This is a genomic window from Luteibacter sp. UNC138MFCol5.1 (assembly GCF_900110505.1).
In the GTDB taxonomy this organism is placed as follows: Bacteria; Pseudomonadota; Gammaproteobacteria; order Xanthomonadales; family Rhodanobacteraceae; genus Luteibacter.
Genome location: NZ_FODZ01000001.1, coordinates 294,231 through 315,562, shown reverse-complemented (window position 1 = coordinate 315,562; position 21,332 = coordinate 294,231). Strand labels below are relative to the sequence as shown.

Genomic DNA, 21,332 nt, shown 5'->3' with positions numbered 1-21,332 from the left:
CCCGGAGCTGGCGCGCCACCTTGGGAACCGCGGCGAAAAGCTGTCGCGGCCTGGTCAGATCTCTTCGGTGCGCGTGACCTTGGCGCGGCGCATCAGCCATGCCACGCCGCGCAGGTCGGCGAGGCCGACCCAGAGGCGGTCGAGCATGCCGTACTTCGACGTGCCGGCCGTGCGCGGACGATGGCCGACCGGCACGCTCATGCTGGCGAAGCCCGCGCGCTTGACCAGCGCCGGCAGGTAGCGGTGCATGTGATCGAAGTAGGGCAGGCGCAGGAACGTCTCGCGCTCGAACAGCTTGAGGCCGCAGCCCGTGTCCGGCGTATCGTCCTGGAGCATGCGCGAGCGCACCGCGTTGGCGATCTTCGACGAGATGCGCTTGTTGAAGCTGTCGCGGCGTGTCACGCGCCAGCCGGCGAAGAGCTTCAGCTCCGGCGCGGCGTCCTTGCGGGCGGCGAGCAGCTTGGGGATGTCGGCGGGATCGTTCTGGCCGTCGCCGTCCAGCGTGGCGATCCACGGGGCGCGCGCGGCACGCACGCCGTTCCACACCGCCGTGCTCTGGCCGCTGCGCGTGATGTGGCGAACGATCCGCAGCTCGGGATACTGCGCCCGTGCCGCGCTCAGCACGGCGACGCTGTCGTCGGTGCTGTCGTCGTCGACGTAGATGATTTCGAAGTCGATCCGGCCACGCAGGGCCGAGGCGATCTCGGCGAGGAGGGGCGGGATGTTGTCGCGCTCGTTGAAGACGGGCACGACCACGGCGAGATCGGTCATCGCGGTTCCGGTGGCGGCGGGATTCGGGGCGGCATTATCGCCCAAGCGGCGTCCGAACGGACCCCCGCGCCCGGCACCGTTCAGATCCGGCCGACGCTCGGCGCCTGCTGCCCCTCGATGGCATCGCGCCAGCCGCGCGCCACGGCGTCCATGGTGCGCCGGCTGGCGCCCTGCGCCAGCACCACCAGCGTGCCGCCGCTCAGGGCCATCTCGCGGCCGTCCCACCCGTCGCGGTGGAAATCGGAGTCGCCGGCGGTCATGGTCCCCGGCATGTAAAGCGCGACGACGGGTTCGTCGTTCATCCGGGTGACGAGGTGCACGGCGCGGTACGGACCCACCCAGCAATCGTGGACGTACGTCACGCCCGCCGGGGCGGGCCCCTTCAGGCGAGCGCCGCGGCCTTCGAAGCCCGCGTCGACCTGGGCGTCGGTCATCGGCCGCGTGAGGTCCAGCGCGTCGAGTTCGCCCGGCATGTGGGCGACCGCGAGCGCCGGCAGCGAGTTCAGGTCCGCGTGGCGCCAGTACATGCCCGCGCCCATGAAGGCGATGATCAGCGACGCGGCCATGGCGAGCCAGCCGCGACGGCGGACCACCTGGCTGCGACGCTCGCTCGTCGCCTGCGCCAGCAGGATCCGATCGGCGAGACCGTCGGGCACCGGCACGGCCATGGCGGCTTCGATGTCGTCCTCGAAACGCTGGGCGCGCTGCCAGAACGCGCCGCATCCGTCACGGCAGGCATCGCGGTGGGCGAGGAGCTCGGGATCGCGCGAGCGAGGCTCGGCGCCGATGCGGCGGCGGAAGTCGAGGCAGTTCATTTCCGGCCCCCTTCGGCCACGGCGCGTCCGCCGAGCAGGTCCTTCAGGCGCTGCCGTGCACGGAACAACTGGGTCATCACCGCACCGGGCTGCTGGCCCGTGCGTTCGGCGATCTCGTCACCGGTCATCCCGCCGAGCACCTGCATGGCGAGCGGGTCGCGGTATTTCTCCGGGAGCCTGAGGATGGCGTCGCGCACCTGCGCGGCGTCGCCGCTGCGTTCGGGGCTGGCGAAGGGCGCGTCCTCGGCCACGGTGTCGTCGAGTTCCACGGTCTCGAAACGCTTGCGCTCGTACAGGCGCGCGTGTTCGCGGCGCAGGATCGTGAACAGCCAGGGCTTCGCGGACTCGGCATCGCGCAGGGAATCGAGATTCTTCCACGCGCGCAGGAACGTCTCCTGGACGAGGTCCTGAGCTGTGGCTTCGGAGCGCGACAACCAGTAGGCGTACCGGTAAAGGTCGGCCGACAGGGCGCGCACCATGGCTTCGTACTGGCGCTGCCTGGGATTCACACCCTTCTTGACCGGCGCCATGGCCCGTTCCTTACACCGTGTCCTCAGCGGACCTTCGAAAGGATGCCGTCCAGCTCGTCGAGGCTGTGGTAATGGATCACCAGCTTGCCCTTGCCGCCGCGGCCGTGCGCGACCTCCACCCGGGCGGCGAAGCGCTCGGCGAGCTCACGCTCGAGGTTGGCGATGTTCGGATCCACGGGCGCCGCCTTCGCCTTGCCCTTGGGTTCGAGCTGCGCCTTGCGGGCCGCTTCCTCCAGCTCGCGCACCGTCCAACCGTGACGGGCGGCTTCGAGCGCCAGCGGCTCGGCGATGGTGGACGGCAGCGTGAGCAGGGCGCGGGCGTGACCCATCTCCAGCTTGCTCTCGTCGAGGAGCTGCTTGATGGAGGCCGGCAGCTCCATCAGGCGGAGCAGGTTGGACACGGCCGCGCGCGAGCGGCCGACGGCGTCGGCGGCCTGCTGGTGCGTCAGGTCGAACTCGTCGATCAGGCGCTGCAGGGCCTGGGCCTCCTCGAGCGGCGTGAGTTCCTGGCGCTGGATGTTCTCGATCAGCGCCATGGCCAGCACGGACTGCTCGGGCACGTCCTTCACCAGCGCGGGGATCTCGCTCATGGAAGCGCGCTGCGCGGCGCGCCAGCGGCGCTCGCCGGCGATCAGCTCGTAGCTGTTCTTGCCGATGGCGCGGACGACGACCGGCTGGATCAGGCCCTGCGCCTTGATGGAGGCCGCGAGTTCGTCGAGGGCTTCATCGTTCCAGTGGCGGCGCGGCTGGTACTTGCCGGCCTGGATGTGGTGGATCGGCAGCGTGCGCAACTCGCCTTCCTGCTCGACGATCGACGGCGGGGCATCGGGCCCCGCGCCACCGCCCAGGAGGGCGTCGAGGCCTCGGCCGAGTCCACGTTTCTTCGCTGCTGCCATGGGGGCTCCTTAAGAGATCGTCGGGGCGGCGCCGGAGGGGTCCGGCGCGGCTTCGTCGATGTCGGTCGCGGGATCGGCCGCGCCCTGCGTCGCCAGCGCGCGCTCGCGGCGGATGATCTCGCCGGCGAGGCCGATGTAGGCGATGGCGCCGCGCGAACCGCGGTCGTAGAGATGGATCGGCTGGCCGTGGCTCGGCGCCTCGGCGAGGCGGACGTTGCGCGGAATGATCGAGCGCAGGACCTTCTCGCCGAAATGCTGCGTGAGCTGGGCGGACACCTCGTTGCCGAGGTTGTTGCGCACGTCGTACATGGTGCGCAGCAGGCCTTCGACCTCGAGCTTCGGGTTCAGGCGCTGGCGCACGGCTTCGATCGTGTCGAGCAGGCTGGACAGCCCTTCGAGCGCGAAGTACTCGCACTGCACCGGGATCAGCACGCCATCGGCGGCCGTCAGCGCGTTGAGCGTCAGGAGGTGCAGCGAGGGCGGGCAGTCGATCAGGATCGTGTCGTAGCGATCCGCGACGCGCGCGAGCTGCTCCTTCAGGCGCTGCTCGCGGGCCATGGCGTCCATCAGCTTCAGCTCGGCGGCCGTCAGGTCGCCGTTGCCCGGGAGAAGGTCGTAGCCGGCCTCGGTACGCACCAGCACGTCCGCGATGGCGGCCTCATCGAGCAGGACCTCGCAGCCGTTCGGCTTGGTGTTGTACTTGTCCACGCCCGACGCCATGGTGGCGTTGCCCTGCGGATCGAAGTCGACGAGCAGCACCTTGCGCTTCGCGGCGGCGAGGGCCGCGGCGAGGTTGACGGAGGTGGTGGTCTTGCCGACGCCGCCCTTCTGGTTGGCGACTGCGAGGATGCGGGCCATGGGGTACCGGTAGCTGCCGTGCGCGGAAAGGGCGCTAGCGTAGCATCGCCGCGCGATGGCCGCTGCCGTGGGCGCGTCAGCTCCGCCGGATGACCACCAGGTGGCGCTCGCCATCGACCCCGGGAACCTTCAGCACGTGGATCGCCTCGACGCGGAAGCCTTCCGGAACACCGTCCAGCTCGTCGGCCGGGTGCTTGCCCTTCATCGCGAGCCAGGTGCCGTTCGGCGCGAGCAGGTGGCCGCCCCAGTGGAGCATGTCGGCGAGCGTGGCGAACGCACGCGCCGTGACGCATTCGAAGGTGCCTTCCACGTCCTCGACCCGGCTCTGCAGCGCGCGGCCGTTGGTCAGCTTCAGCGAGCGGATCGCCTCGCGCAGGAAGCGGACCTTCTTCCCGTTGGAATCGACCATGAGCACCTCGCGCGCCGGCTCGGCGATCGCGATGGGGATGCCCGGCAGGCCCGGGCCGGTGCCGAGGTCGGCCAGACTGCGGCCATGCACGTAGGGAAGGATCGCCAGCGAATCCACGAGGTGGCGCGCGATCATTTCCTCGTCGTTGCGGATCGCCGTGAGGTTGTAGGCCGCGTTCCAGCGCTCCAGCAGCTCGCGATAATCGAGCAGGCGCCCGACGGCGTCGTCCGGCAGCGACACGCCAAGGCTGGCGATGCCGCGTTCGAGTTGGGCTTGCAGAACGTCGCGCGCGGTCATGCGGCACCAGGGAGGGGCGAGGGTCGCAAAGTATGGAAGCGCCAGCGCGATGGCGCCAGCGCGACGATCAGGCGGCGTCGAGCTCGACGCGGGTGACCAGCATGCCGCGAGCGCGGAGCGAACCGTTCACCGCGTGCTTGAGCTGGGTGCCGACGGCACGGCGATCCGCCGTGTGGCCGGTGCTCGCGTCGCGCAGAGCGGCGACGACGTTGGTGCGGATGAGTTCCGGCGCTTCGTCGATCACCTCGTCGGCCACTTCCGGCTCCAGCACCTGCCAGTAGACGGTGCCGCCATCGAAACGCAGCACCTGGCCCCCGAGGTCGATCTTGTGCGCGACACGGTCGATGACGGGCAGCACGACGTGCGTGCCGGCGCCGAGCAGCGCCGGCGAACGGCCCAGGCGGCGAACGCTGTAGACCGTACCCTCGGGAATACGCCGGACCGACACCGCCGCGAGAGCGAAGGCAACGAGGGTCGTGACGATGAGGGCGGTGGTCAACATGGCTGCTACATCAAGGTGTTATCGGTTATTCCTGTCGCACCGCGTAGCGAGACGCCGCATCGCGATGATCGGTGGGGTGTTAATTCTAATTTAACGGTGACCGTTAACGCCAGTTTTACCAAACCCCGATGTTCAGTTAGCGGTCGGGTTGGTCAAAACTTGAGCAGTGGGCAAATTCTGCTCACCGGTCCAAGGTTTTTCTCAGGGGAGCGACCGAGGGTGTCGCCGCGCAGCACACGCCAGCCCGCGGCCGTTTGACCCGTCCGGCGCGAATGATAATAATTATCAATCAGTCACCTGCCCGGCGCGTCCCATGAACATCCTCGGTTGTCTGGCGGCTTTCATCGCCATGGCGCTCGCCTATCTCTGCTCGCGCAACCAGCGGCTTCTCGCGCGCCCCATCGATCCCGCGGGGCGGATCGGAGCGGCCGCCTTCGCCGTCGTGGCGCTGGTCGCCTGGATCGCTGGCGAGACGTCGTTGCCGGGGATCTTCGCCGCGGCGACCGCCCTGATGTTCGGCGCCGTCGCGTTGCCCTATATCACCTGGCTGTTCCGCCCCGCCACCGCCCGGAAGACGCGCTGATGCTGGGCAAGACCTTCGCCGGCATCCTGCTCGGGCTGCCCCTGTCGATGGCCCTCATCTCCTTCGTCATCTGGGTGTGGCCGCATTCGAGCGAATCCGTCTTCATCCCGATGATGGTGGCGTTCTTTCCCCTGTGGATCGGCATCATGGCCGCCACCTATCTCTTCCGCAGCGGTGCCCGCGCCTGGGCCTGGCTCGCCGTGGCGAACGTGGCCGCGTTCGCCGCGCTGTTCCTCGCCAAGCACACGCTGCCCGGGCTCTGACCGATGAAAGCTTCCACCATCCGCACGTTCACCACCGTGCACACCTGGACGGGCCTCCTCGCCGGTTTCGCATTGTTCATCGCGTTCTACGCCGGCGCCCTGACGATGTTCCACGAAGAGATCGACGCGTGGGCGCTGCCGAAGGCCGAGATGGCGCGCGCGGACACGATGGATCGCGCGCACGCCATGCTCGCGGACATCGTCGCGAAGCATCCCGCCGCGGCCGAGCAGATCGGCGTCACCTACCCCGCCGACCACCCGTCGCACGAGGTCGCCGCCTACTGGATGGAAAAGAACGGCGACTGGAAGACGCAGTCGCTTGGCGAAGCCGCGCCGCGCGACTCGGAAGACCACGAGCACGGTCTCGCCGACTTCGTCTACGAACTGCACTACGACCTCGGCATCCCGGTGGTGGGCATCTACCTCATGGGCGTCGTCAGCATCGTCTACGGACTCGCGCTGCTCACGGGCCTGCTGATCCACCTGCCCAACCTGGCGCGCGAGCTGTTCGCGCTGCGCCCGGGCCACAACCTGAAACGCCTCTGGCAGGACGCGCACAACGTCATCGGCATCCTCAGCCTGCCTTTCCACATCGTCTTCGCCATCACGGGCGCGCTGCTGTGCCTCACCCTCGTGACGCTGGTCGCGTTCAACACGCTGACGTTCGACGGCAAGGTGATGGGCGCGTTCGAACGCATGACCAGCGCGCTGCCCGCGTCGCAAGGCAAGGGCGGTAGCGCGCCGATGCTCTCGCCGGCGGAACTCGGCGCGCGTGCGCGCCAGGCCGCGCTCGCCGCTGGCGCCGCGAATTTCGATCCCGACTACATGCGCTACATGCATTACGGTCAGCAGGGCGCCACCGCCGAAGTGCGCGGCACCTCCGCGAAGACCCTCGGCGAATACGGCGCCGTCGCGCTCGACGCCATCGACGGCCACGTGATCAACGTGCAGCTGACGGGCGCGCGCGACGCGAACCACGCGACGTATTCCGCGATCTTCGGCCTGCACTTCGGCACGTTCGGCAGCCTCTCGCTGCGCTGGCTTTACTTCCTGCTCGGCCTCGCGGGCGCGTTCCTGTTCTACTCGGGCAACCTGCTGTACATCGAGTCGCGCCGCAAACGGCGCAGCGCGGAACAGCCGATGAAGGTGCGCGCGATGGCCACCGCCACGGTCGGCGTGTGCATCGGCGCATGCTTCGCGATCTCGACGACGTTCCTCGGCAATCTCGTCGGTCCGCTGTTCGGCGCCGAACCGACCGCGATCGTGCAGCCGGTATGCTTCACCGCCTTCGCCGGCGCCATCGCGTGGACGTTCTGGCGGCGTCCCGCGAAAGCCGCGGTCGACCTGCTCTTCGCCACCGCCGCCGTGAGCGTGGCCGTCGGCGTGCTCGACGTGGTGGTCCACCACGACCGCCTGCTCCGCACGCTGGCCGAAGGCCGCTACACGGTGCTCGGCGTCGATCTCGTCGCCATCGCCACGGGCGCGGGCTTCGCCTGGCTCGGCGTCGCGACGCGCCGCCGTGCGGTCGATGGCGACCCATGCAGCGTATGGTCGTCGCGGCGCGAGCAGGCGAAGCAGCACACTCGCGAGCTGCAGGAAGCCTGATCCGTTCCTCATTGAGGGTTCGGCCCCATGGCAGGCAAATGGCTGCTTCTCGCGAGCACCCGTTCGTGCGCTCGTCAGAGTCTGCATGTAACGCCCGTTACGTGGTGCTGGCCATGGCAGGTATTTATTTGAGTGAAGGCATTGTGCAGGTCCCGCGCTGCGTCGCAGCATCCTGCTACGTACCACTCAAGCGCCTGTCTGCATTCGCGAAATTCCTGGTTCTCATCAAGTGGTCTGCAAGTTCGAGTGAGATAGTTCCGCATCGCAGCAAGCCCCTGTTTTCGAACGCTTTACAAGCTCCTGTGAAAACGTTTACGTTCCGCGCCGTCGAGACCCGGGAGGGGTCGCTTTCAAGGGCGTGTACTGGTGAGTGTGACGATCAAAGACGTCGCGAGGATGGCCAACGTGTCGGTGGCCTCGGTCTCGCGTGCGCTCAACGGACACAGCGGCGTGACCGCGGAAACGCAGAAGCGCATCCGCGAAGTGGCCGCCCGTCTTCGCTACGTGCCCCATAACGCCGCCCGCAGCCTCATCACCCGGCGGACCCAGACCATCGGCGCGCTGCTCCCGGATCTGCATGGCGCGTTCTTCTCCGAACTGATCCGCGGCATCGATCTCGCGGCGCGTGCCCGTGGGCTGTACCTGCTGGTGTCGAGCTCGCACGGCGACGCCACGGAGGCGGCCATCGCGCTGCGCGCGATGCAGGGCCGCGTGGACGGACTGCTGGTGATGTCGCCGCATGCCGACGAAGCGTTCCTCGACGAGAATCTTCCGCTGGTTCTCCCCACGGTGCTGATCAACAGCCACGTGCGTTCGGAGCGCCACGCCGCCCTCGACCTCGACGACTTCGGTGGCGCGTACGCGATGACGGAGCATCTGCTCTCGCTCGGCCGCAAGCGCATCGCCTTCATCAACGGCCCCGAAGTGAACCACGACGTGCAGGAGCGTTGCCGCGGCTATCGCGAAGCGATGGCCAAGGCCGGCCTCGCCGATCGCGCGGTGGTGCTTCCGGGCGACTTCACCGAGGAATCCGGTTATCACGCCGGCAAGCAGGCGCTGGCGATGGTGCCGCGCCCCGACGCGATCTTCGCCGCGAACGACATGATGGCCATCGGCTGCCTCTCCGCGCTTTCCGAAGCGCAGGTACGCACGCCCGCCGACATCGCGGTCGCCGGTTTCGACGACATCCCCATGGCGCGCTATGTCTCGCCGCCGCTCAGCACCGTCCGCGTGCGCATCGCCGAACTGGGCGAGTCGGCACTCGAACGTCTCGTCCGCATGATCGAAGCACCCGACGACGCGCCGCCCGAGCCGCGCACCGTCGTCGGCACCGAACTCGTCGTCCGCGCCTCGTGTGGCGGCAGCGACACGGTACGACGGCGGGCCTGATACCCGTCGGACACGCGGCTTGCCGGGCCGCGGACTGGATTCCCAGGACGGCGCTCGACAGGACTTCGCAGCATGCATCCGTTCCGCCATGCGGAAGGATGAGACATACGGGGCGAATGCTTCGACAAGAGTGGCGCCCGAGCCACCCCGAGAACGACAACAAGTTCGACCACCGTACGTTTCGTCCGTGGATCGGATCACACAACACACAGAAAGAGTTTGGGAGAGGGGAACAATGAAAGCCTCGATGCAGTTGAAGAAGAAGATCCTCGCGGGCGTCATCACCGCGACGGTCGCCGCCGCCGCGGTCGCGCCGTCCGCCTATGCGCAGACCGTCGTCGCCACCCTGCGCGGCAAGGCCACGCCGGGCGCGACCGTCACCGCGTTCAATCCGTCCACGGGTCTGTCGCGCAAGGCCACGGCCGGCGCCGATGGCATGTACACCATCAACGGCCTGCCGCCGGCGACCTATCAGGTCGATGCCGGCCCGGGTACGCAGCAGACGGTCACCCTGACGGTCGCCTCGACCGCCACGCTGAACCTTCCGGCCGCGGCCGCCGCCGGCGCCGCACCGGCCGACGCGTCCGCCGCGACGGCGATGGAAGGCGTCACGGTCAACGCGACCACCCTGACGGAAGTCCGCACGCCGGAAGTCGCGAAGACGATCTCGCTGCACCAGATCCAGACGATCCCGCAGGTCTCGCGCAACTTCCTCGAGTTCGCCGATACCGTGCCGGGCATGGTCTTCAGCGTCGACGCGCAGGGCCACACCTCGCTGCGCGGCGGTGCGCAGAACAACAGCTCGGTCAACGTCTTCATCGACGGCGTGGGCCAGAAGAGCTACGTGAAGGAGGGCGGCGTCGCCGGCCAGGTCAACAGCCAGGGCAACCCGTTCCCGCAGCTCGCCATCGGCGAGTACAAGGTCATCACGTCGAACTACAAGGCCGAGTACGACCAGGTCTCTTCGGCCGCGATCACGGCCGAGACCAAGTCCGGCACGAACGAGTTCCACGGCGAGACGTTCTACACGTACACCTCGGACAAGTACCGCAGCCGCACCGCGGCCGAGGAGGACGGCGAGAAGGCCCGTTCGTTCGAAAAGGAATACGGCTTCGCGCTCGGCGGTCCGATCATCAAGGACCAGATGCACTTCTTCGTGACGTTCGAGCAGAAGAAGTTCGACACGCCGATTACCGTGACCCCGGGTTCGAACGTGCCTGACCGCGCCATCGGCCTGCTCCCGGCCGCGGCGCAGTCCGAACTGGGCCCCGCGAACCTTCCGTTCGACGAGAAGCTGTACTTCGGCAAGATCGACTGGGAGTTCTCCGACCGCGACCGCATCGAGATCAGCACGCAGGTCCGCCGCGAAACGCAGGCCGACAACATCGGCGCCGGCCAGTCGCGTTCGCAGTCGATCACGACCGAGAACCACGATACCCGTGGCACGTTCCGCTGGCAGCATAGCGGCGACTGGTACTTCAACGAGTTCAAGGCGACCTACGAGAACTCGTCGAACGACCCGCTGCCTCTGAACTACGGCAACGGCTACAACTACCAGTGGCGCCCGAACAACGACGCCGCGATCATCGGCATCGGCGCCGCCTCGCCGCTTGCGACGCAGATCAAGGGCCAGGAAGGTCCGTCGATCCAGGACGACTTCACGTTCAACAACCTCACCTGGCACGGCGACCATGTCGTCAAGGTCGGCTACAAGTACAAGGAAGTCACCCTGCACGCCCAGGATGCCCAGGACACGAACCCGCAGTTCTTCTACAACGTCGACGATGGTGGCACGCAGCCCCTGCCGTACAAGGCGCAGTTCTCGAACCCGGTCCCCGGCCTGAACTCGGTCGCCGAGACGAAGAGCAAGCAGTACGGCGCGTACATCCAGGACGACTGGTCGGTCAACGACCACCTGATCCTCAATCTCGGCGTGCGCTGGGACAAGGAGAAGACGCCGTCGTACCTCGATTACGTGACGCCGCAGAACGTCATCGACGGCTTCAACTCGCTGGATCAGAACGCCCAGGCGCAGTTCCCGGGCCAGACGTACGCGCAGACGCTGGCGAAGGGCGGCATCAACTACCGCGACTACATCGGCACCGGCAACAATCGCCACGCGCAGAACCAGTGGGCGCCGCGCCTCGGCTTCTCCTACGACCTGTTCGCCGACGAAGAGCACGTGATCCACGGCGGCGCGGGCCGTTCGTACGATCGCAACCTGTACGACTACCTGCAGCTGGAGCAGACCAAGTCCGCGCTGCCGTACCAGGAGATCTTCTTCAACATCCCGAACCGTCCCTGCGAGGTCGGTCCGAACACGAACTGCGTCGCCTGGGATCCGGCGTACCTCAATGGCCTCCAGAACCTGCAGGCGCTCGTCGCCGGTTCGAACAAGGGCCAGGAGGTCGACATGCTCAACAACGACCTGAAGGCACCGTACTCGGACCAGTTCAGCATCGGCATGTCGAACAAGCTGGGAGACTGGAACACGGATGCCACGGTCACGCGCGTCCTGTCGTATGACGGCTTCGCGTTCACGCTGGGCAACCGCTATCCGGACGGCTCGTTCTTCCAGAACGGCACGCAGCCGTGGAACAACGGCATCCCGGGCTTCGGTTCGATGATCATCGGCAACAACGGCATCCGCACGCGTACCACGCAGGTGCTGCTGTCGGCCGACAAGCCGTACACCCGTGAGTCGGGCTGGAGCGCCAACTTCGCGTACACCTACAGCCGCGCGAAGCAGAATCGCGACATCAAGGAACACTACTCGTTCGACGAGCCGACGATCTTCGCCTATCCGTTCGTCACCTCGAACGCGGTGTCGAAGCATCGTTTCGTCGCCACCGGTTCGCTGGACGGTCCGTGGGGCTTCAGCTTCTCGGCGAAGCTGACGCTCGCCACCCCGCTGCCGTGGAACGGCACGGTGGGCTACGGCGGCGGCTATATCTTCCCGACCGGCGAGGCGAACCGTCCGATGGCGTTCACTCCGCCGGGCTCGAAGTTCCTGGTCGGCGGCAAGATCTGGGGCTATCGCGACATCGACGTGCAGGCCACGAAGGACTTCCTGATCAACGAGAACGACCAGACGAAGTTCTACATCCGCTTCGACGTGCTCAACGTGTTCAACTGGAAGAACTTCGTGGACTACACGACGAACTTCGGTACGAACGGCGTGCCGGCGATGGGTACGCCGGTCGTGTTCAACAAGAAGGGCAACATCCAGTTCGTGCCGCGCACAGCGCGCTTCACGGCTGGTTTCAAGTTCTAAACCGCGCCACGGCGCATCCGGTACGCATGGCCGGATGCGCTTCATTCGGCGCCCGCGATTCTCCCCGCGGGCGCCTTTCTTTGACGACGCCAGCGGTCATCATCCATGAGCCACGCCATCACGAACATCGTCGTCGTCGGAGGAGGCACCGCTGGCTGGATGGCAGCGTCGGCGCTGTCGCGCGTACTCAACCGCCAGGCGACCGTGCGGCTCGTGGAATCGGACGAGATCGGCATCGTCGGTGTCGGCGAGGCGACCGTTCCGCACATCAAGGCGTTCAACAACCTGCTGGGCATCAACGAAGCCGACTTCGTGGCGCGCACGCAGGGCACCTTCAAGCTCGGCATCCAGTTTCGTGACTGGGGCAGCCCGGGGGATTCGTACATCCATGGCTTCGGCGTCATGGGCCACGACATCGGCCTCACGCCGTTCCACCAGTATTGGCTCAAGGGCCGGCTGGCGGGCTGCGCCACCGACCTCATCGACTATTCGGTCAACACGGTCGCGGCGATCCGCGGCAAATTCATGCCGGCGCCGGTCGACGTGCCCGCCAGCAATCCGCTCGGTGGCATCGCCTACGCCTACCACTTCGACGCCGCCCTCTATGCGCGCTACCTGCGTGCGTACAGCGAAGCCCGCGGCGTGCGCCGCACCGAAGGCAGGATTCGCGACGTCGAACTCGATCCGGCGACGGGCCATGTCCGCGCCGTGCTCCTCGACGACGGCGAGCGCGTGGAAGGCGATCTCTTCATCGACTGCTCCGGCTTCCGTGGCCTGCTCATCGAAGGCGCCCTTAAGACCGGTTACGAGGAATGGACCCGCTGGCTGCCCTGCGACCGCGCGCTGGCCGTGCCGTGCGAGCGCGTGGAGGCGCCGACGCCGTATACGCGCTGCACCGCGCGCGAGGCCGGTTGGCAATGGCGCATCCCGCTGCAGCATCGCACCGGCAACGGCTACGTGTATTCGAGCCAGTACATCGGCGACGACGACGCCGCCGCGAAGCTGCTGGCGCGGCTCGACGGAAAGGCGCTCGCGGATCCGCGTCCGTTGCGATTCGTCACGGGCATGCGCAAGAAGTCGTGGAACCGCAACGTCGTCGCGCTCGGGCTCGCCAGCGGCTTCATGGAGCCGCTGGAGTCGACCAGCATCCACATGATCCAGGCGGGCATCTCGAAACTGCTCCAGCTGTTCCCTTCGAACGGCGTGATGGATCCGGTGCTCGCCGACCGTTTCAACGAGCAGACGCGCTTCGAGTGCGAACGCATCCGCGATTTCCTCGTGCTGCACTACAAGGCCACCACGCGCGACGACTCGCCGTTCTGGAATCACTGCCGCACGATGGAGATTCCGGATTCGCTGCAGGCGAACATCGACCTGTTCCGCCACAGCGGACGCTTCTTCCGCAACGGCGAGGAGATGTTCGGCGCCGTCAGCTGGATCCAGGTGATGATCGGCCAGGGGATCATGCCGACCGGCTACAACCCGCTGGTCGACCAGATGCCGGACGACGATCTTCCGAAGTTCCTCAACAGCGTGCGCGAGATCGTGTCGAAGAACGTCGATCTCATGCCTGCCCACCAGCAATTCATCGATCGCGAGTGCCGCGCCGCGGCGGAGGCCGTGTGAAGACGGCCACGGCGATTGCCTTGGGACCATCCGGCCCGTATGGTTCGGAGTTCACGCAAGGCCCTTCGGGGCCTTTATGCGACCCCGCGACGTAAACGTTTACGCAACAGGATTCACGATGCAAGCCAAGACCCTGAAACGCCTCTCCCTCGCCGTCGGCATCATGCTCGCCACCGTCGCCCCCTTCGCCGTGGCGCAGACCGAGGCGGCGAAGCCGAAGCACGCTAGCGCGTCCGCGATCCGCGACGTGCACACCGTGCCGCCGATGATCGCCGATCTGGAGAAGCGGACGTTCCAGTGGTTCTGGGACAGCGCGAATCCGTCGAACGGCCTGATTCCCGATCATTACCCCACCGATTCGTTCGCATCGATCGCCTCGGTCGGTTTCGGCCTGACCGCGTACGGCGTCGGCGTCGAGCGCGGCTACATCACGCGCGACCAGGCGATCGACCGCACGCTGGCCACGCTGCGCTTCTTCCGCGATGCGCCGCAGAACACCGACGAAGACGGCGCGACGGGCTACAAGGGTTTCTTCTATCACTTCCTCAACATGCAGACGGGCGCCCGCTTCGACCGCTGGGTCGAGGTGTCCACCGTCGACACGACGCTGTTGCTCGGCGGCATCCTCTTCGCGCAGAGCTACTACGACCGTGACACGGCGAAGGAAAAGGAGATCCGCGACATCGCCGACGAGATCTACCGTCGCGTGGACTGGACCTGGGCACAGACCCGCGCGCCGCTGATCAACATGGGCTGGACGCCGGGCGGCAAGGCGATTCCGCACGACTGGGAGGGCTACAACGAAGGCATGCTCGTCTACCTGCTCGCGCTCGGCTCGCCGACGCATCCGGTGGGCGACGATGCCTGGCGGGCCTGGACGAAGACGTACGACAAGACGTGGGGCGAGTTCCACGGCCAGACGTTCCTCAACTTCGCACCGCTGTTCGGTCACCAGTACAGCCACACGTTCGTCGATTTCCGCGGCATCCGCGATGCCTGGAGCAAGGCGCACGACCTCGATTACTTCGAGAACAGCCGCCGCGCGACGTACTCGCAGCAGGCCTACGCCGTCGCCAATCCGGGCGGCTGGAAGGGCTATGGCAAGAACGTCTGGGGCCTCACGGCCAGCAACGGCCCCGGCGGCCTGATCATCAAGCAGGGCGACCGCGAGCGCACGTACGCGGGCTACACGGCGCGCGGCGCCGGTCGCGATTACATCTCGGACGACGGCACCATCGTGCCGACCGCGGCCGGCGGCTCGATCGCGTTCGCGCCCGAGATCGTGATCCCGGCGCTGGAAGAAATGAAGAAGAAGTACGGTCAGTACATCTATACGAAGTACGGCTTCGTCGACGCGTTCAACCTGACGTTCGACACGAAGACCGACCTGCGCACGGGCCGCCTCGTGCCGGGCTTCGGCTGGGCCGATTCCGTGCACCTCGGCATCGACCAGGGCCCGATCGTGCTGATGATCGAGAACTACCGCAGCGAGTTCGTCTGGAACGTGATGAAGAAAAACCCGTACATCCGCAAGGGCCTCCAGCGCGCCGGCTTCACCGGCGGCTGGCTCGACGCCGACACGGCCGCGAACCTGTGGTGAAGCGTTTCGCCCGCACGCTTCGCTTCACGCTCGCGCTGGCGCTCGCCACCGCGGGCGTCGCCGGGTGCGCGAAGAAAGAAGAGGGCACGCGGACGCTGCAGTTCTGGACGATCGGCCGCGAGGGCGAGGCGGTGGCGAAGCTGCTGCCCGAGTTCGAGCGTGAGCATCCCGGCCTGCACGTCGAAGTGCAGCAGCTGCCGCTGACCGCCGCGCACCAGAAGCTGCTCACGGCGTACGCCGGCGATTCCACGCCGGACATCACCCAGCTCGGCAACACCTGGATTCCCGAGATGATGGCGCTCGGCGCGCTCGAGCCGCTGGATGCACGCGTGGCCGCGTCGAAGGTCGTGGATCCGAAGGATTACTTCGCGGCGATCTGGGCCACCAACGTGATCGACGGGCGGCTCTACGGCGTGCCCTGGTACGTCGACACGCGCCTGCTGTTCTACCGGAAGGATCTCCTGGCGAAGGTCGGTTACGACCACCCGCCGCGCGACTGGGCCGAATGGCGCGCCATGATGGCGAAGCTCTCGCAGCCGCCGGGCAAGGCCTATGGCGTGCTGCTGCCCACCAACGAGTTCGAGCAGCTGCTCGCCCTCGCGCTGCAGTCGGACGACCCGCTGCTGCGCGACGACGGACGCTACGGCAACTTCCGCAGCCCCGGGTTCAAGAAGGCGCTCGCGTTCTACGTGTCGCTGTTCAAGGACCAGCAGGCTCCGATGATGACGAACGTCGGCATCGGCAATCCGTGGGCGGCCTTCGGCCAGGGCTTCTTCGCGTTCTATCTCTCCGGCCCGTGGAACATCGGCGAATTCCGCCAGCGGCTGCCGAAGGAGCAGCAGGGCGACTGGGGCACCACGCCGCTGCCGGGTCCGACGGGCCCGGGCGCTTCCAACGCCGGCGGTTCGAGCCTCGTGATCTTCCGCCGCTCGCAGCACAAGGACGACGCCTGGGCGCTGGTCGAATTTCTCTCGCGCCCGGCGGTCCAGGCGCGCTTCTACGAGATCCTCGGCGACATGCCGCCGCGCCGCTCGTCGTGGGAGATTCCCGCGCTGAAGAACGACGACAAGACCGCCGCGTTCCGCGACCAGCTCGAGCGCGTGAAGCCGACGCCGCCTGTCGCCGAGTGGGAGCGCATCGTCACCGAGATGCAGCTCGTCGCCGCGCAGGCCGCGCATGGCGACCTCACCATCGACCAGGCCGCGGAAGAGATTGACCGCCGGGCCGACCGCCTGCTGGAAAAACGCCGCTGGATGCTCGACCACGGCAAGAAGGCCACGCCATGACCACCTCCCGCGCCGCCTGGCTGTTCATCACGCCAGCGCTGATCATCCTCGGCCTGTTCTTCCTGCTGCCCGTCGTGGCGGCGCTGGTGCTCTCGGTCACCGACTACGACCTCTACGCGCTGGCGGACATCCGCAACCTGCGCTTCGTGGCACTGGAGAATTACTGGACGCTGCTGCAGCGTCCGCTGTTCTGGTCGGCGCTCGGGCATACCGTGTATTTCGTGGTCGTGGGCGTGCCGCTGTCGCTGATGGCCTCGCTGGGCGCGGCCATGTTGCTGAACTCCCCGCTCGCTCGCTTCAAACCGTTTTTCCGCACCGCGCTGTTCGCGCCCGTGGTCACCACGGTCGTGGCCGTGGCCGTCATCTGGCGCTACCTGTTCAACACGAAGTACGGCCTCGTGAACTACGTGTTCGATGCGATCGGCATCCCCACCGTGGACTGGCTCGGCGACCCGAACTGGGCGATGCCGACGATCATCCTCTTCGCCGTGTGGAAGAACTTCGGTTACAACATGATCATCTTCATGGCCGGGCTGCAGGCGATCCCGGGCGACCTCTACGAAGCCGCGCGCATCGACGGTGCGTCGGCGTTCGCGCAGTTCCGCCACATCACGCTGCCGATGCTGAAGCCCACGATGGTCATGGTCAGCATCCTCACGGTGTCCGGCTATTTCCAGCTGTTCGCCGAGCCCTACGTCATGACCGAGGGCGGCCCGCTGCAGAGCACGACCTCGGTGCTGTACCTGATGTACGAAGAAGGCTTCAAATGGTGGAACCTCGGCTCGGCCTCGGCCGTGGCCTTCATCCTGTTCGTCATCATGTTCGTGGTGACCGCCGCGATGCTTCGCCTGTCGAAGCGGGGAGAGCCGGCATGAGCCCGCGTGTCGCCAAGGCGCTGATCAACGGCCTGCTCATCGGCGCGGCCGTCATCGCGATCGCGCCGCTGCTGTACATGGTGTCGGTCTCGTTCATGCCGCAGGGCCAGGCCAGCTCGCTGCCGCCCCCCGTGCTGCCGAAGAACGCGACGCTCGACAACTACCGCCAGCTGTTCATGAACGCGGGCATGGGGCGCTATCTTTTCAACAGCCTGCTGATCTCGACGGCCATCACGCTGATCTCGCTCGCGTTCAACCTGATGGCGGGCTACGCGTTCGCCAAGCTGGAGTTCAGAGGACGCCAGCGCATCTTCCAGGTGCTGCTGGGTGCGCTGGTGATTCCCGCGCAGGTCGCGATGCTGCCGCTGTTCCTGCTGTTGAAGTACATGGGCCTGGTGAACACGTATGGCGCGGTGATCGTGCCCGCGCTCGCCACGATCTTCGGCATCTTCCTCGTGCGCCAGTACGCCAGCGGCATTCCGGACGACCTGATGGAGGCGGCACGCATCGACGGCGCCGGCGAGTTCCGCATCTTCGCCACGATCGTGATGCCGTTGCTGAAGCCGATCATGGTGACGTTGGCGATCTTCACGTTCCTCGCCGCGTGGAACGACTTCATGTGGCCGCTGATCGCGCTGACCGGACAGGAGCACTACACGCTGCCCATCGCGCTGGCATCGCTGTCGCGCGAACACGTGCAGGACAGCGAGCTGATGATGGCGGGTTCCGTCGTCACCATCCTCCCGGTGCTGGTGCTGTTCCTCGCGCTGCAACGCTATTACCTCGAAGGACTGCTGCTGGGCAGCGTGAAGGGCTGAGCATGCGATCGACGCTTTTCTTCCTGCACGCGCTACTGCTGTTCGCAGGCGTCGCGGGCGCCACCGACCTCGACACCTTCGACACGGCCGCTGGCTGGAAGGCCACGCATACCGACGACGTGAGCGCGTCGCTGCGCGCGGTTCCGGGCAAGACCGGGCAGGCCATCTGCCTCGCTTACGACCTCAACGGCGTATCGGGCGCCGCGTCGATCCGCAGGACACTGCCCATCGATTTCCCGGGCGGCTTCGCGCTGAGCTTCGACGTTCGCGGGCACATGCCGCCCAACACGCTGCAACTGAAGTTCATCGACGACAGCGGCGACAACGTGTGGTGGCTGCAGAAGCCGTCGTTCATGCCGACCGACGCCTGGCAGACCATCGATGCGACCAGCCGTCAGGTGGAGTACGCGTGGGGCCCGATCAAGGACCGCACGCTGCGGCATACGCGCGAGGTGGAGTTCGTCATTTACAAGGAGGCGCCGGTGGCGTCGGGTGGGGTGGCGCACGAATGGGCCGGTGCAGCGAGCACCCGTTCGCGCGCGAGCGCGCTCCCACCCGAGGGCAACCGAGGCGAGGTGTGCTTCGACAACCTGCGCATCGTGCCGCGCCCGCCGGAGGCCGTGCCGGTGCAGCCACCGACGCCGAACGCGGTCTTCGAAGGCCGGGCGAAGGCGGTCCGCCGTGGCCTCTATCCGCGCGGTTTCTCGGGCGAGCAATCGTACTGGACGATCGTGGGCGTCGACGGCGGCAGCCGCGACTCCGCGCTGATCTCCGAAGACGGCGCGGTCGAAGTGACGCGCGGTGGCTTCTCCATCGAGCCGTTCCTGATCGAGCGCGGCAAGCTCGTCACGTGGGCCGATGTCACGACGACGCAGTCGCTGCGCGACCGCTACCTGCCGATCCCGTCGGTGCGCTGGCAGGCCGGCACGCTGTCGCTGACCACGACCGCCTTCGCCCAGGGAAAGGCAGGCGCTTCGCAACTCGTGGTCGGCTATCGCGTCGCCAACGACGGCGACGCGGCGCGCGATGTGACACTCGCGCTGGCGGCTCGTCCTTTCCAGGTCAACCCGCCGACGCAATTCCTCAACGCGCCGGGCGGCATCAGCCGCATCGACGACCTCGCCTTCGACGGCAAGGCGCTGACGGTGAACGGATCGCGCAAGCTGCTGCCGCTCCAGCGCACCACCGCGTTCGTCGCCAGCGCGAACGAACCACGGACGCTGAGCGAGCGCCTCGACGCCGGCGAGCGGCCGACGACGACGTCGTTGCACGACGCCAGCGGTTTCGCGCAGGGCGCGCTGCTCTACGACGTGCGCGTTCCCGCGCACGGTCATGTCGATCTTGGTGTCGTCGTGCCAGTGAATCCCGCCGACGCGGTGGCGATACCGGCCGATGCCGGGCGCTGGATCGCCACGCATGCCGATGCGGTGGCTTCCGCGTGGCGCGAGAAGCTGGATCGTGTATCCGTGACGGTGCCCGCCGTGGCGCAGCCCATCGTCGACACGATGAAGAGCGGCGTGGCGCAGATCCTGATGTCGCGTGACGGTCCGGCGCTGCAGCCAGGCACGCGTTCGTACTCGCGCACCTGGGTGCGCGACGGCGCGATGATGCTGGAGGGCCTGCTGCGCACAGGCCACGAGGATGTCGCGCGCGACTTCATCACCTGGTACGCGCCGCATCAGTTCTCCAACGGCAAGGTGCCGTGCTGTGTCGACGCGCGCGGTTCGGATCCCGTGCCCGAGAACGACAGTCACGGCGAGCTGATCTTCAGCGTCGCCGAGCTGTGGCGGTATACGCACGACCGCGCCACGCTCGCCTCGCTCTATCCGCATGTTCGCAGGGCGGTCGCGTACATGGAGACGCTGCGCGCGAGCGAGCGCCAGCCCTCGCGCCTCGACGGTCCGGATCGCGCGCTCTACGGCCTGATGCCGGCTTCGATCAGTCACGAAGGCTATTCGGCGAAGCCGATGCATTCGTACTGGGACGACTTCTGGGCGTTGAAGGGTTACGACGATGCGGTTCAGCTCGCGCAGGTGCTGGGCGAGCAGGGCGACGCCTCCGCTTTTGGCGGATCGCGCGATCAGTTCCGCGCCGACGTGCACGCGTCGATCGCCGCGGCGGTGAAGGCGAAGGGCATCGATTTCATCCCCGGCTCGGCCGAGCTCGGCGATTTCGACGCGACCTCGACGACGATCGCGCTCTCGCCGGGCGACGAGCAGTCGCGCCTGCCGAAGGCGCTCGTCGATGCGACGTTCGAGAAGTACTGGCAGGGGTTCGTCGCTCGCCGCGACGGCAAGACCGCCTGGAAGGATTACACCCCGTACGAGCTGCGGACCATCGCGAGCTTCATTCGTCTTGGGTGGCGCGATCGCCTCGACCAGCTCGTCGCGTTCTTCTTCGCCGACCGCCGCCCGGCGGCGTGGAACCAGTGGGCGGAAGTGGTGGGGCGCGATCCCCGGGAGCCGCGCTTCGTCGGCGACATGCCGCATGCGTGGATCGCTTCGGATTACGTCCGGTCCGCGCTCGACATGTTCGCGTACGACCGCGCGCAGGATGGCGCCATCGTCGTGGCGGCTGGCGTGCAGCCCGACTGGCTCGCGGGCGAAGGTGTCGCCATCCGCGACCTGCGCACGCCGTATGGACGCTTCGGTTACACGCTGAAGGCCGTGAATGGGAAGGCGGTGCTGACGATCACGCAGCCGGTGAAGGCGCCGGGGGGTGTCGTGCTGTCGCTGCCGTCGGGCGAGGTGAGGGTGCCGGAAGGCGAGAGGTCGGTCAGAGCGGCGCTCTGACCTAGGCACACAGCTTCACCGGCTTCGGGCCCGCTGCCGCGGGATCGCCGATGCGATCGGCTCCCACCGGCATTTAGGTCACGCTGCTACCAGAGGGTGGGAGCCGATCGTATCGGCGATGGGTGCTCGCACGAAGGCCTGAC

The 21,332-nt window shown here is 67.2% G+C and carries 18 protein-coding genes; 11 read left to right on the top strand and 7 right to left on the bottom strand.

Annotated elements, in window-relative coordinates; all coding sequences use genetic code 11:
* Positions 1 to 54 precede the first annotated feature (54 nt).
* The 7 genes from BMY69_RS01420 to BMY69_RS01390 form a co-directional block, all read right to left on the bottom strand.
* Complete coding sequence (locus tag BMY69_RS01420; protein ID WP_090175076.1) at positions 55 to 771, bottom strand: glycosyltransferase; 717 nt, start codon at positions 769 to 771, stop codon at positions 55 to 57.
* Positions 772 to 851: 80 nt separating this feature from the next.
* Positions 852 to 1,586 (bottom strand): DUF3379 family protein, encoded by a 735-nt coding sequence (locus BMY69_RS01415; protein WP_090175075.1) that lies wholly within the window; start codon positions 1,584 to 1,586, stop codon positions 852 to 854.
* Complete coding sequence (locus BMY69_RS01410; protein WP_090057969.1) at positions 1,583 to 2,116, bottom strand: sigma-70 family RNA polymerase sigma factor; 534 nt, start codon at positions 2,114 to 2,116, stop codon at positions 1,583 to 1,585. The genes BMY69_RS01415 and BMY69_RS01410 overlap by 4 nt, the downstream gene beginning before the upstream one ends.
* 23 nt (positions 2,117 to 2,139) lie before the next feature.
* The gene (locus BMY69_RS01405) at positions 2,140 to 3,012 is read right to left on the bottom strand and encodes a ParB/RepB/Spo0J family partition protein (RefSeq protein ID WP_090175074.1); all 873 of its coding nucleotides are present in this window, start codon (positions 3,010 to 3,012) and stop codon (positions 2,140 to 2,142) included.
* A 9-nt stretch (positions 3,013 to 3,021) separates the two neighbouring features.
* Entirely contained in the window at positions 3,022 to 3,870 is an 849-nt protein-coding gene (locus BMY69_RS01400; protein WP_090175073.1) for a ParA family protein, read from the bottom strand.
* Between the two features lie 76 nt (positions 3,871 to 3,946).
* On the bottom strand, positions 3,947 to 4,576 hold the full coding sequence (rsmG, locus tag BMY69_RS01395) for a 16S rRNA (guanine(527)-N(7))-methyltransferase RsmG (protein WP_090175072.1): 630 nt from the start codon (positions 4,574 to 4,576) through the stop codon (positions 3,947 to 3,949).
* Positions 4,577 to 4,643: 67 nt separating this feature from the next.
* On the bottom strand, positions 4,644 to 5,078 hold the full coding sequence (locus BMY69_RS01390) for an SPFH domain-containing protein (RefSeq protein ID WP_090057979.1): 435 nt from the start codon (positions 5,076 to 5,078) through the stop codon (positions 4,644 to 4,646).
* Between the two features lie 313 nt (positions 5,079 to 5,391).
* Between BMY69_RS01390 and BMY69_RS01385 the strand changes: the two genes are divergently transcribed.
* The 11 genes from BMY69_RS01385 (at position 5,392) to BMY69_RS01335 (ending at position 21,189) form a co-directional block, all read left to right on the top strand.
* A complete protein-coding gene (locus BMY69_RS01385) occupies positions 5,392 to 5,661 on the top strand; it encodes a hypothetical protein (protein WP_090175071.1) in 270 nt (89 codons plus the stop codon).
* On the top strand, positions 5,661 to 5,924 hold the full coding sequence (locus BMY69_RS01380; protein ID WP_090175070.1) for a hypothetical protein: 264 nt from the start codon (positions 5,661 to 5,663) through the stop codon (positions 5,922 to 5,924). Before BMY69_RS01385 ends, BMY69_RS01380 begins: the two co-directional genes overlap by 1 nt.
* Positions 5,925 to 5,927: 3 nt before the next feature.
* Positions 5,928 to 7,529, top strand: a complete 1,602-nt coding sequence (locus BMY69_RS01375; RefSeq protein WP_090175069.1) for a PepSY-associated TM helix domain-containing protein — start codon at positions 5,928 to 5,930, stop codon at positions 7,527 to 7,529.
* A gap of 363 nt (positions 7,530 to 7,892) precedes the next feature.
* Positions 7,893 to 8,918 carry a LacI family DNA-binding transcriptional regulator gene (locus BMY69_RS01370; RefSeq protein ID WP_090175068.1) on the top strand — a complete coding sequence of 342 codons (1,026 nt, stop codon included), beginning with the start codon at positions 7,893 to 7,895 and terminating at the stop codon, positions 8,916 to 8,918.
* A 235-nt stretch (positions 8,919 to 9,153) separates the two neighbouring features.
* A complete protein-coding gene (locus BMY69_RS01365; RefSeq protein ID WP_090057987.1) occupies positions 9,154 to 12,192 on the top strand; it encodes a TonB-dependent receptor in 3,039 nt (1,012 codons plus the stop codon).
* Positions 12,193 to 12,297: 105 nt separating this feature from the next.
* Positions 12,298 to 13,818: a tryptophan halogenase family protein gene (locus BMY69_RS01360; protein WP_090175067.1), complete on the top strand. Its 1,521-nt coding sequence runs from the start codon at positions 12,298 to 12,300 to the stop codon at positions 13,816 to 13,818.
* 118 nt (positions 13,819 to 13,936) lie between these two features.
* On the top strand, positions 13,937 to 15,418 hold the full coding sequence (locus BMY69_RS01355) for a glucoamylase family protein (RefSeq protein ID WP_090175066.1): 1,482 nt from the start codon (positions 13,937 to 13,939) through the stop codon (positions 15,416 to 15,418).
* The gene (locus tag BMY69_RS01350) at positions 15,415 to 16,704 is read left to right on the top strand and encodes a sugar ABC transporter substrate-binding protein (RefSeq protein WP_090175065.1); all 1,290 of its coding nucleotides are present in this window, start codon (positions 15,415 to 15,417) and stop codon (positions 16,702 to 16,704) included. Before BMY69_RS01355 ends, BMY69_RS01350 begins: the two co-directional genes overlap by 4 nt.
* Entirely contained in the window at positions 16,701 to 17,579 is an 879-nt protein-coding gene (locus BMY69_RS01345) for a carbohydrate ABC transporter permease (RefSeq protein ID WP_090175064.1), read from the top strand. The genes BMY69_RS01350 and BMY69_RS01345 overlap by 4 nt, the downstream gene beginning before the upstream one ends.
* The gene (locus tag BMY69_RS01340) at positions 17,576 to 18,397 is read left to right on the top strand and encodes a carbohydrate ABC transporter permease (protein ID WP_090057996.1); all 822 of its coding nucleotides are present in this window, start codon (positions 17,576 to 17,578) and stop codon (positions 18,395 to 18,397) included. The genes BMY69_RS01345 and BMY69_RS01340 overlap by 4 nt, the downstream gene beginning before the upstream one ends.
* A gap of 2 nt (positions 18,398 to 18,399) precedes the next feature.
* Entirely contained in the window at positions 18,400 to 21,189 is a 2,790-nt protein-coding gene (locus BMY69_RS01335) for a discoidin domain-containing protein (protein ID WP_090175063.1), read from the top strand.
* Positions 21,190 to 21,332: the final 143 nt, after the last annotated feature.

What these genes read in the sequence shown, in the direction of transcription:
- BMY69_RS01380 (WP_090175070.1), top strand. Translation starts at nt 5,661, where the DNA reads ATGCTGGGCAAGACCTTCGCCGGCATCCTGCTCGGGCTGCCCCTGTCG.
- BMY69_RS01345 (WP_090175064.1), top strand. Translation starts at nt 16,701, where the DNA reads ATGACCACCTCCCGCGCCGCCTGGCTGTTCATCACGCCAGCGCTGATC.
- BMY69_RS01420 (WP_090175076.1), bottom strand. Translation starts at nt 771, where the DNA reads ATGACCGATCTCGCCGTGGTCGTGCCCGTCTTCAACGAGCGCGACAAC.
- BMY69_RS01415 (WP_090175075.1), bottom strand. Translation starts at nt 1,586, where the DNA reads ATGAACTGCCTCGACTTCCGCCGCCGCATCGGCGCCGAGCCTCGCTCG.
- BMY69_RS01360 (WP_090175067.1), top strand. Translation starts at nt 12,298, where the DNA reads ATGAGCCACGCCATCACGAACATCGTCGTCGTCGGAGGAGGCACCGCT.
- BMY69_RS01340 (WP_090057996.1), top strand. Translation starts at nt 17,576, where the DNA reads ATGAGCCCGCGTGTCGCCAAGGCGCTGATCAACGGCCTGCTCATCGGC.
- BMY69_RS01410 (WP_090057969.1), bottom strand. Translation starts at nt 2,116, where the DNA reads ATGGCGCCGGTCAAGAAGGGTGTGAATCCCAGGCAGCGCCAGTACGAA.
- BMY69_RS01365 (WP_090057987.1), top strand. Translation starts at nt 9,154, where the DNA reads ATGAAAGCCTCGATGCAGTTGAAGAAGAAGATCCTCGCGGGCGTCATC.
- rsmG (WP_090175072.1), bottom strand. Translation starts at nt 4,576, where the DNA reads ATGACCGCGCGCGACGTTCTGCAAGCCCAACTCGAACGCGGCATCGCC.
- BMY69_RS01385 (WP_090175071.1), top strand. Translation starts at nt 5,392, where the DNA reads ATGAACATCCTCGGTTGTCTGGCGGCTTTCATCGCCATGGCGCTCGCC.
- BMY69_RS01375 (WP_090175069.1), top strand. Translation starts at nt 5,928, where the DNA reads ATGAAAGCTTCCACCATCCGCACGTTCACCACCGTGCACACCTGGACG.
- BMY69_RS01405 (WP_090175074.1), bottom strand. Translation starts at nt 3,012, where the DNA reads ATGGCAGCAGCGAAGAAACGTGGACTCGGCCGAGGCCTCGACGCCCTC.
- BMY69_RS01335 (WP_090175063.1), top strand. Translation starts at nt 18,400, where the DNA reads ATGCGATCGACGCTTTTCTTCCTGCACGCGCTACTGCTGTTCGCAGGC.
- BMY69_RS01390 (WP_090057979.1), bottom strand. Translation starts at nt 5,078, where the DNA reads ATGTTGACCACCGCCCTCATCGTCACGACCCTCGTTGCCTTCGCTCTC.
- BMY69_RS01400 (WP_090175073.1), bottom strand. Translation starts at nt 3,870, where the DNA reads ATGGCCCGCATCCTCGCAGTCGCCAACCAGAAGGGCGGCGTCGGCAAG.
- BMY69_RS01355 (WP_090175066.1), top strand. Translation starts at nt 13,937, where the DNA reads ATGCAAGCCAAGACCCTGAAACGCCTCTCCCTCGCCGTCGGCATCATG.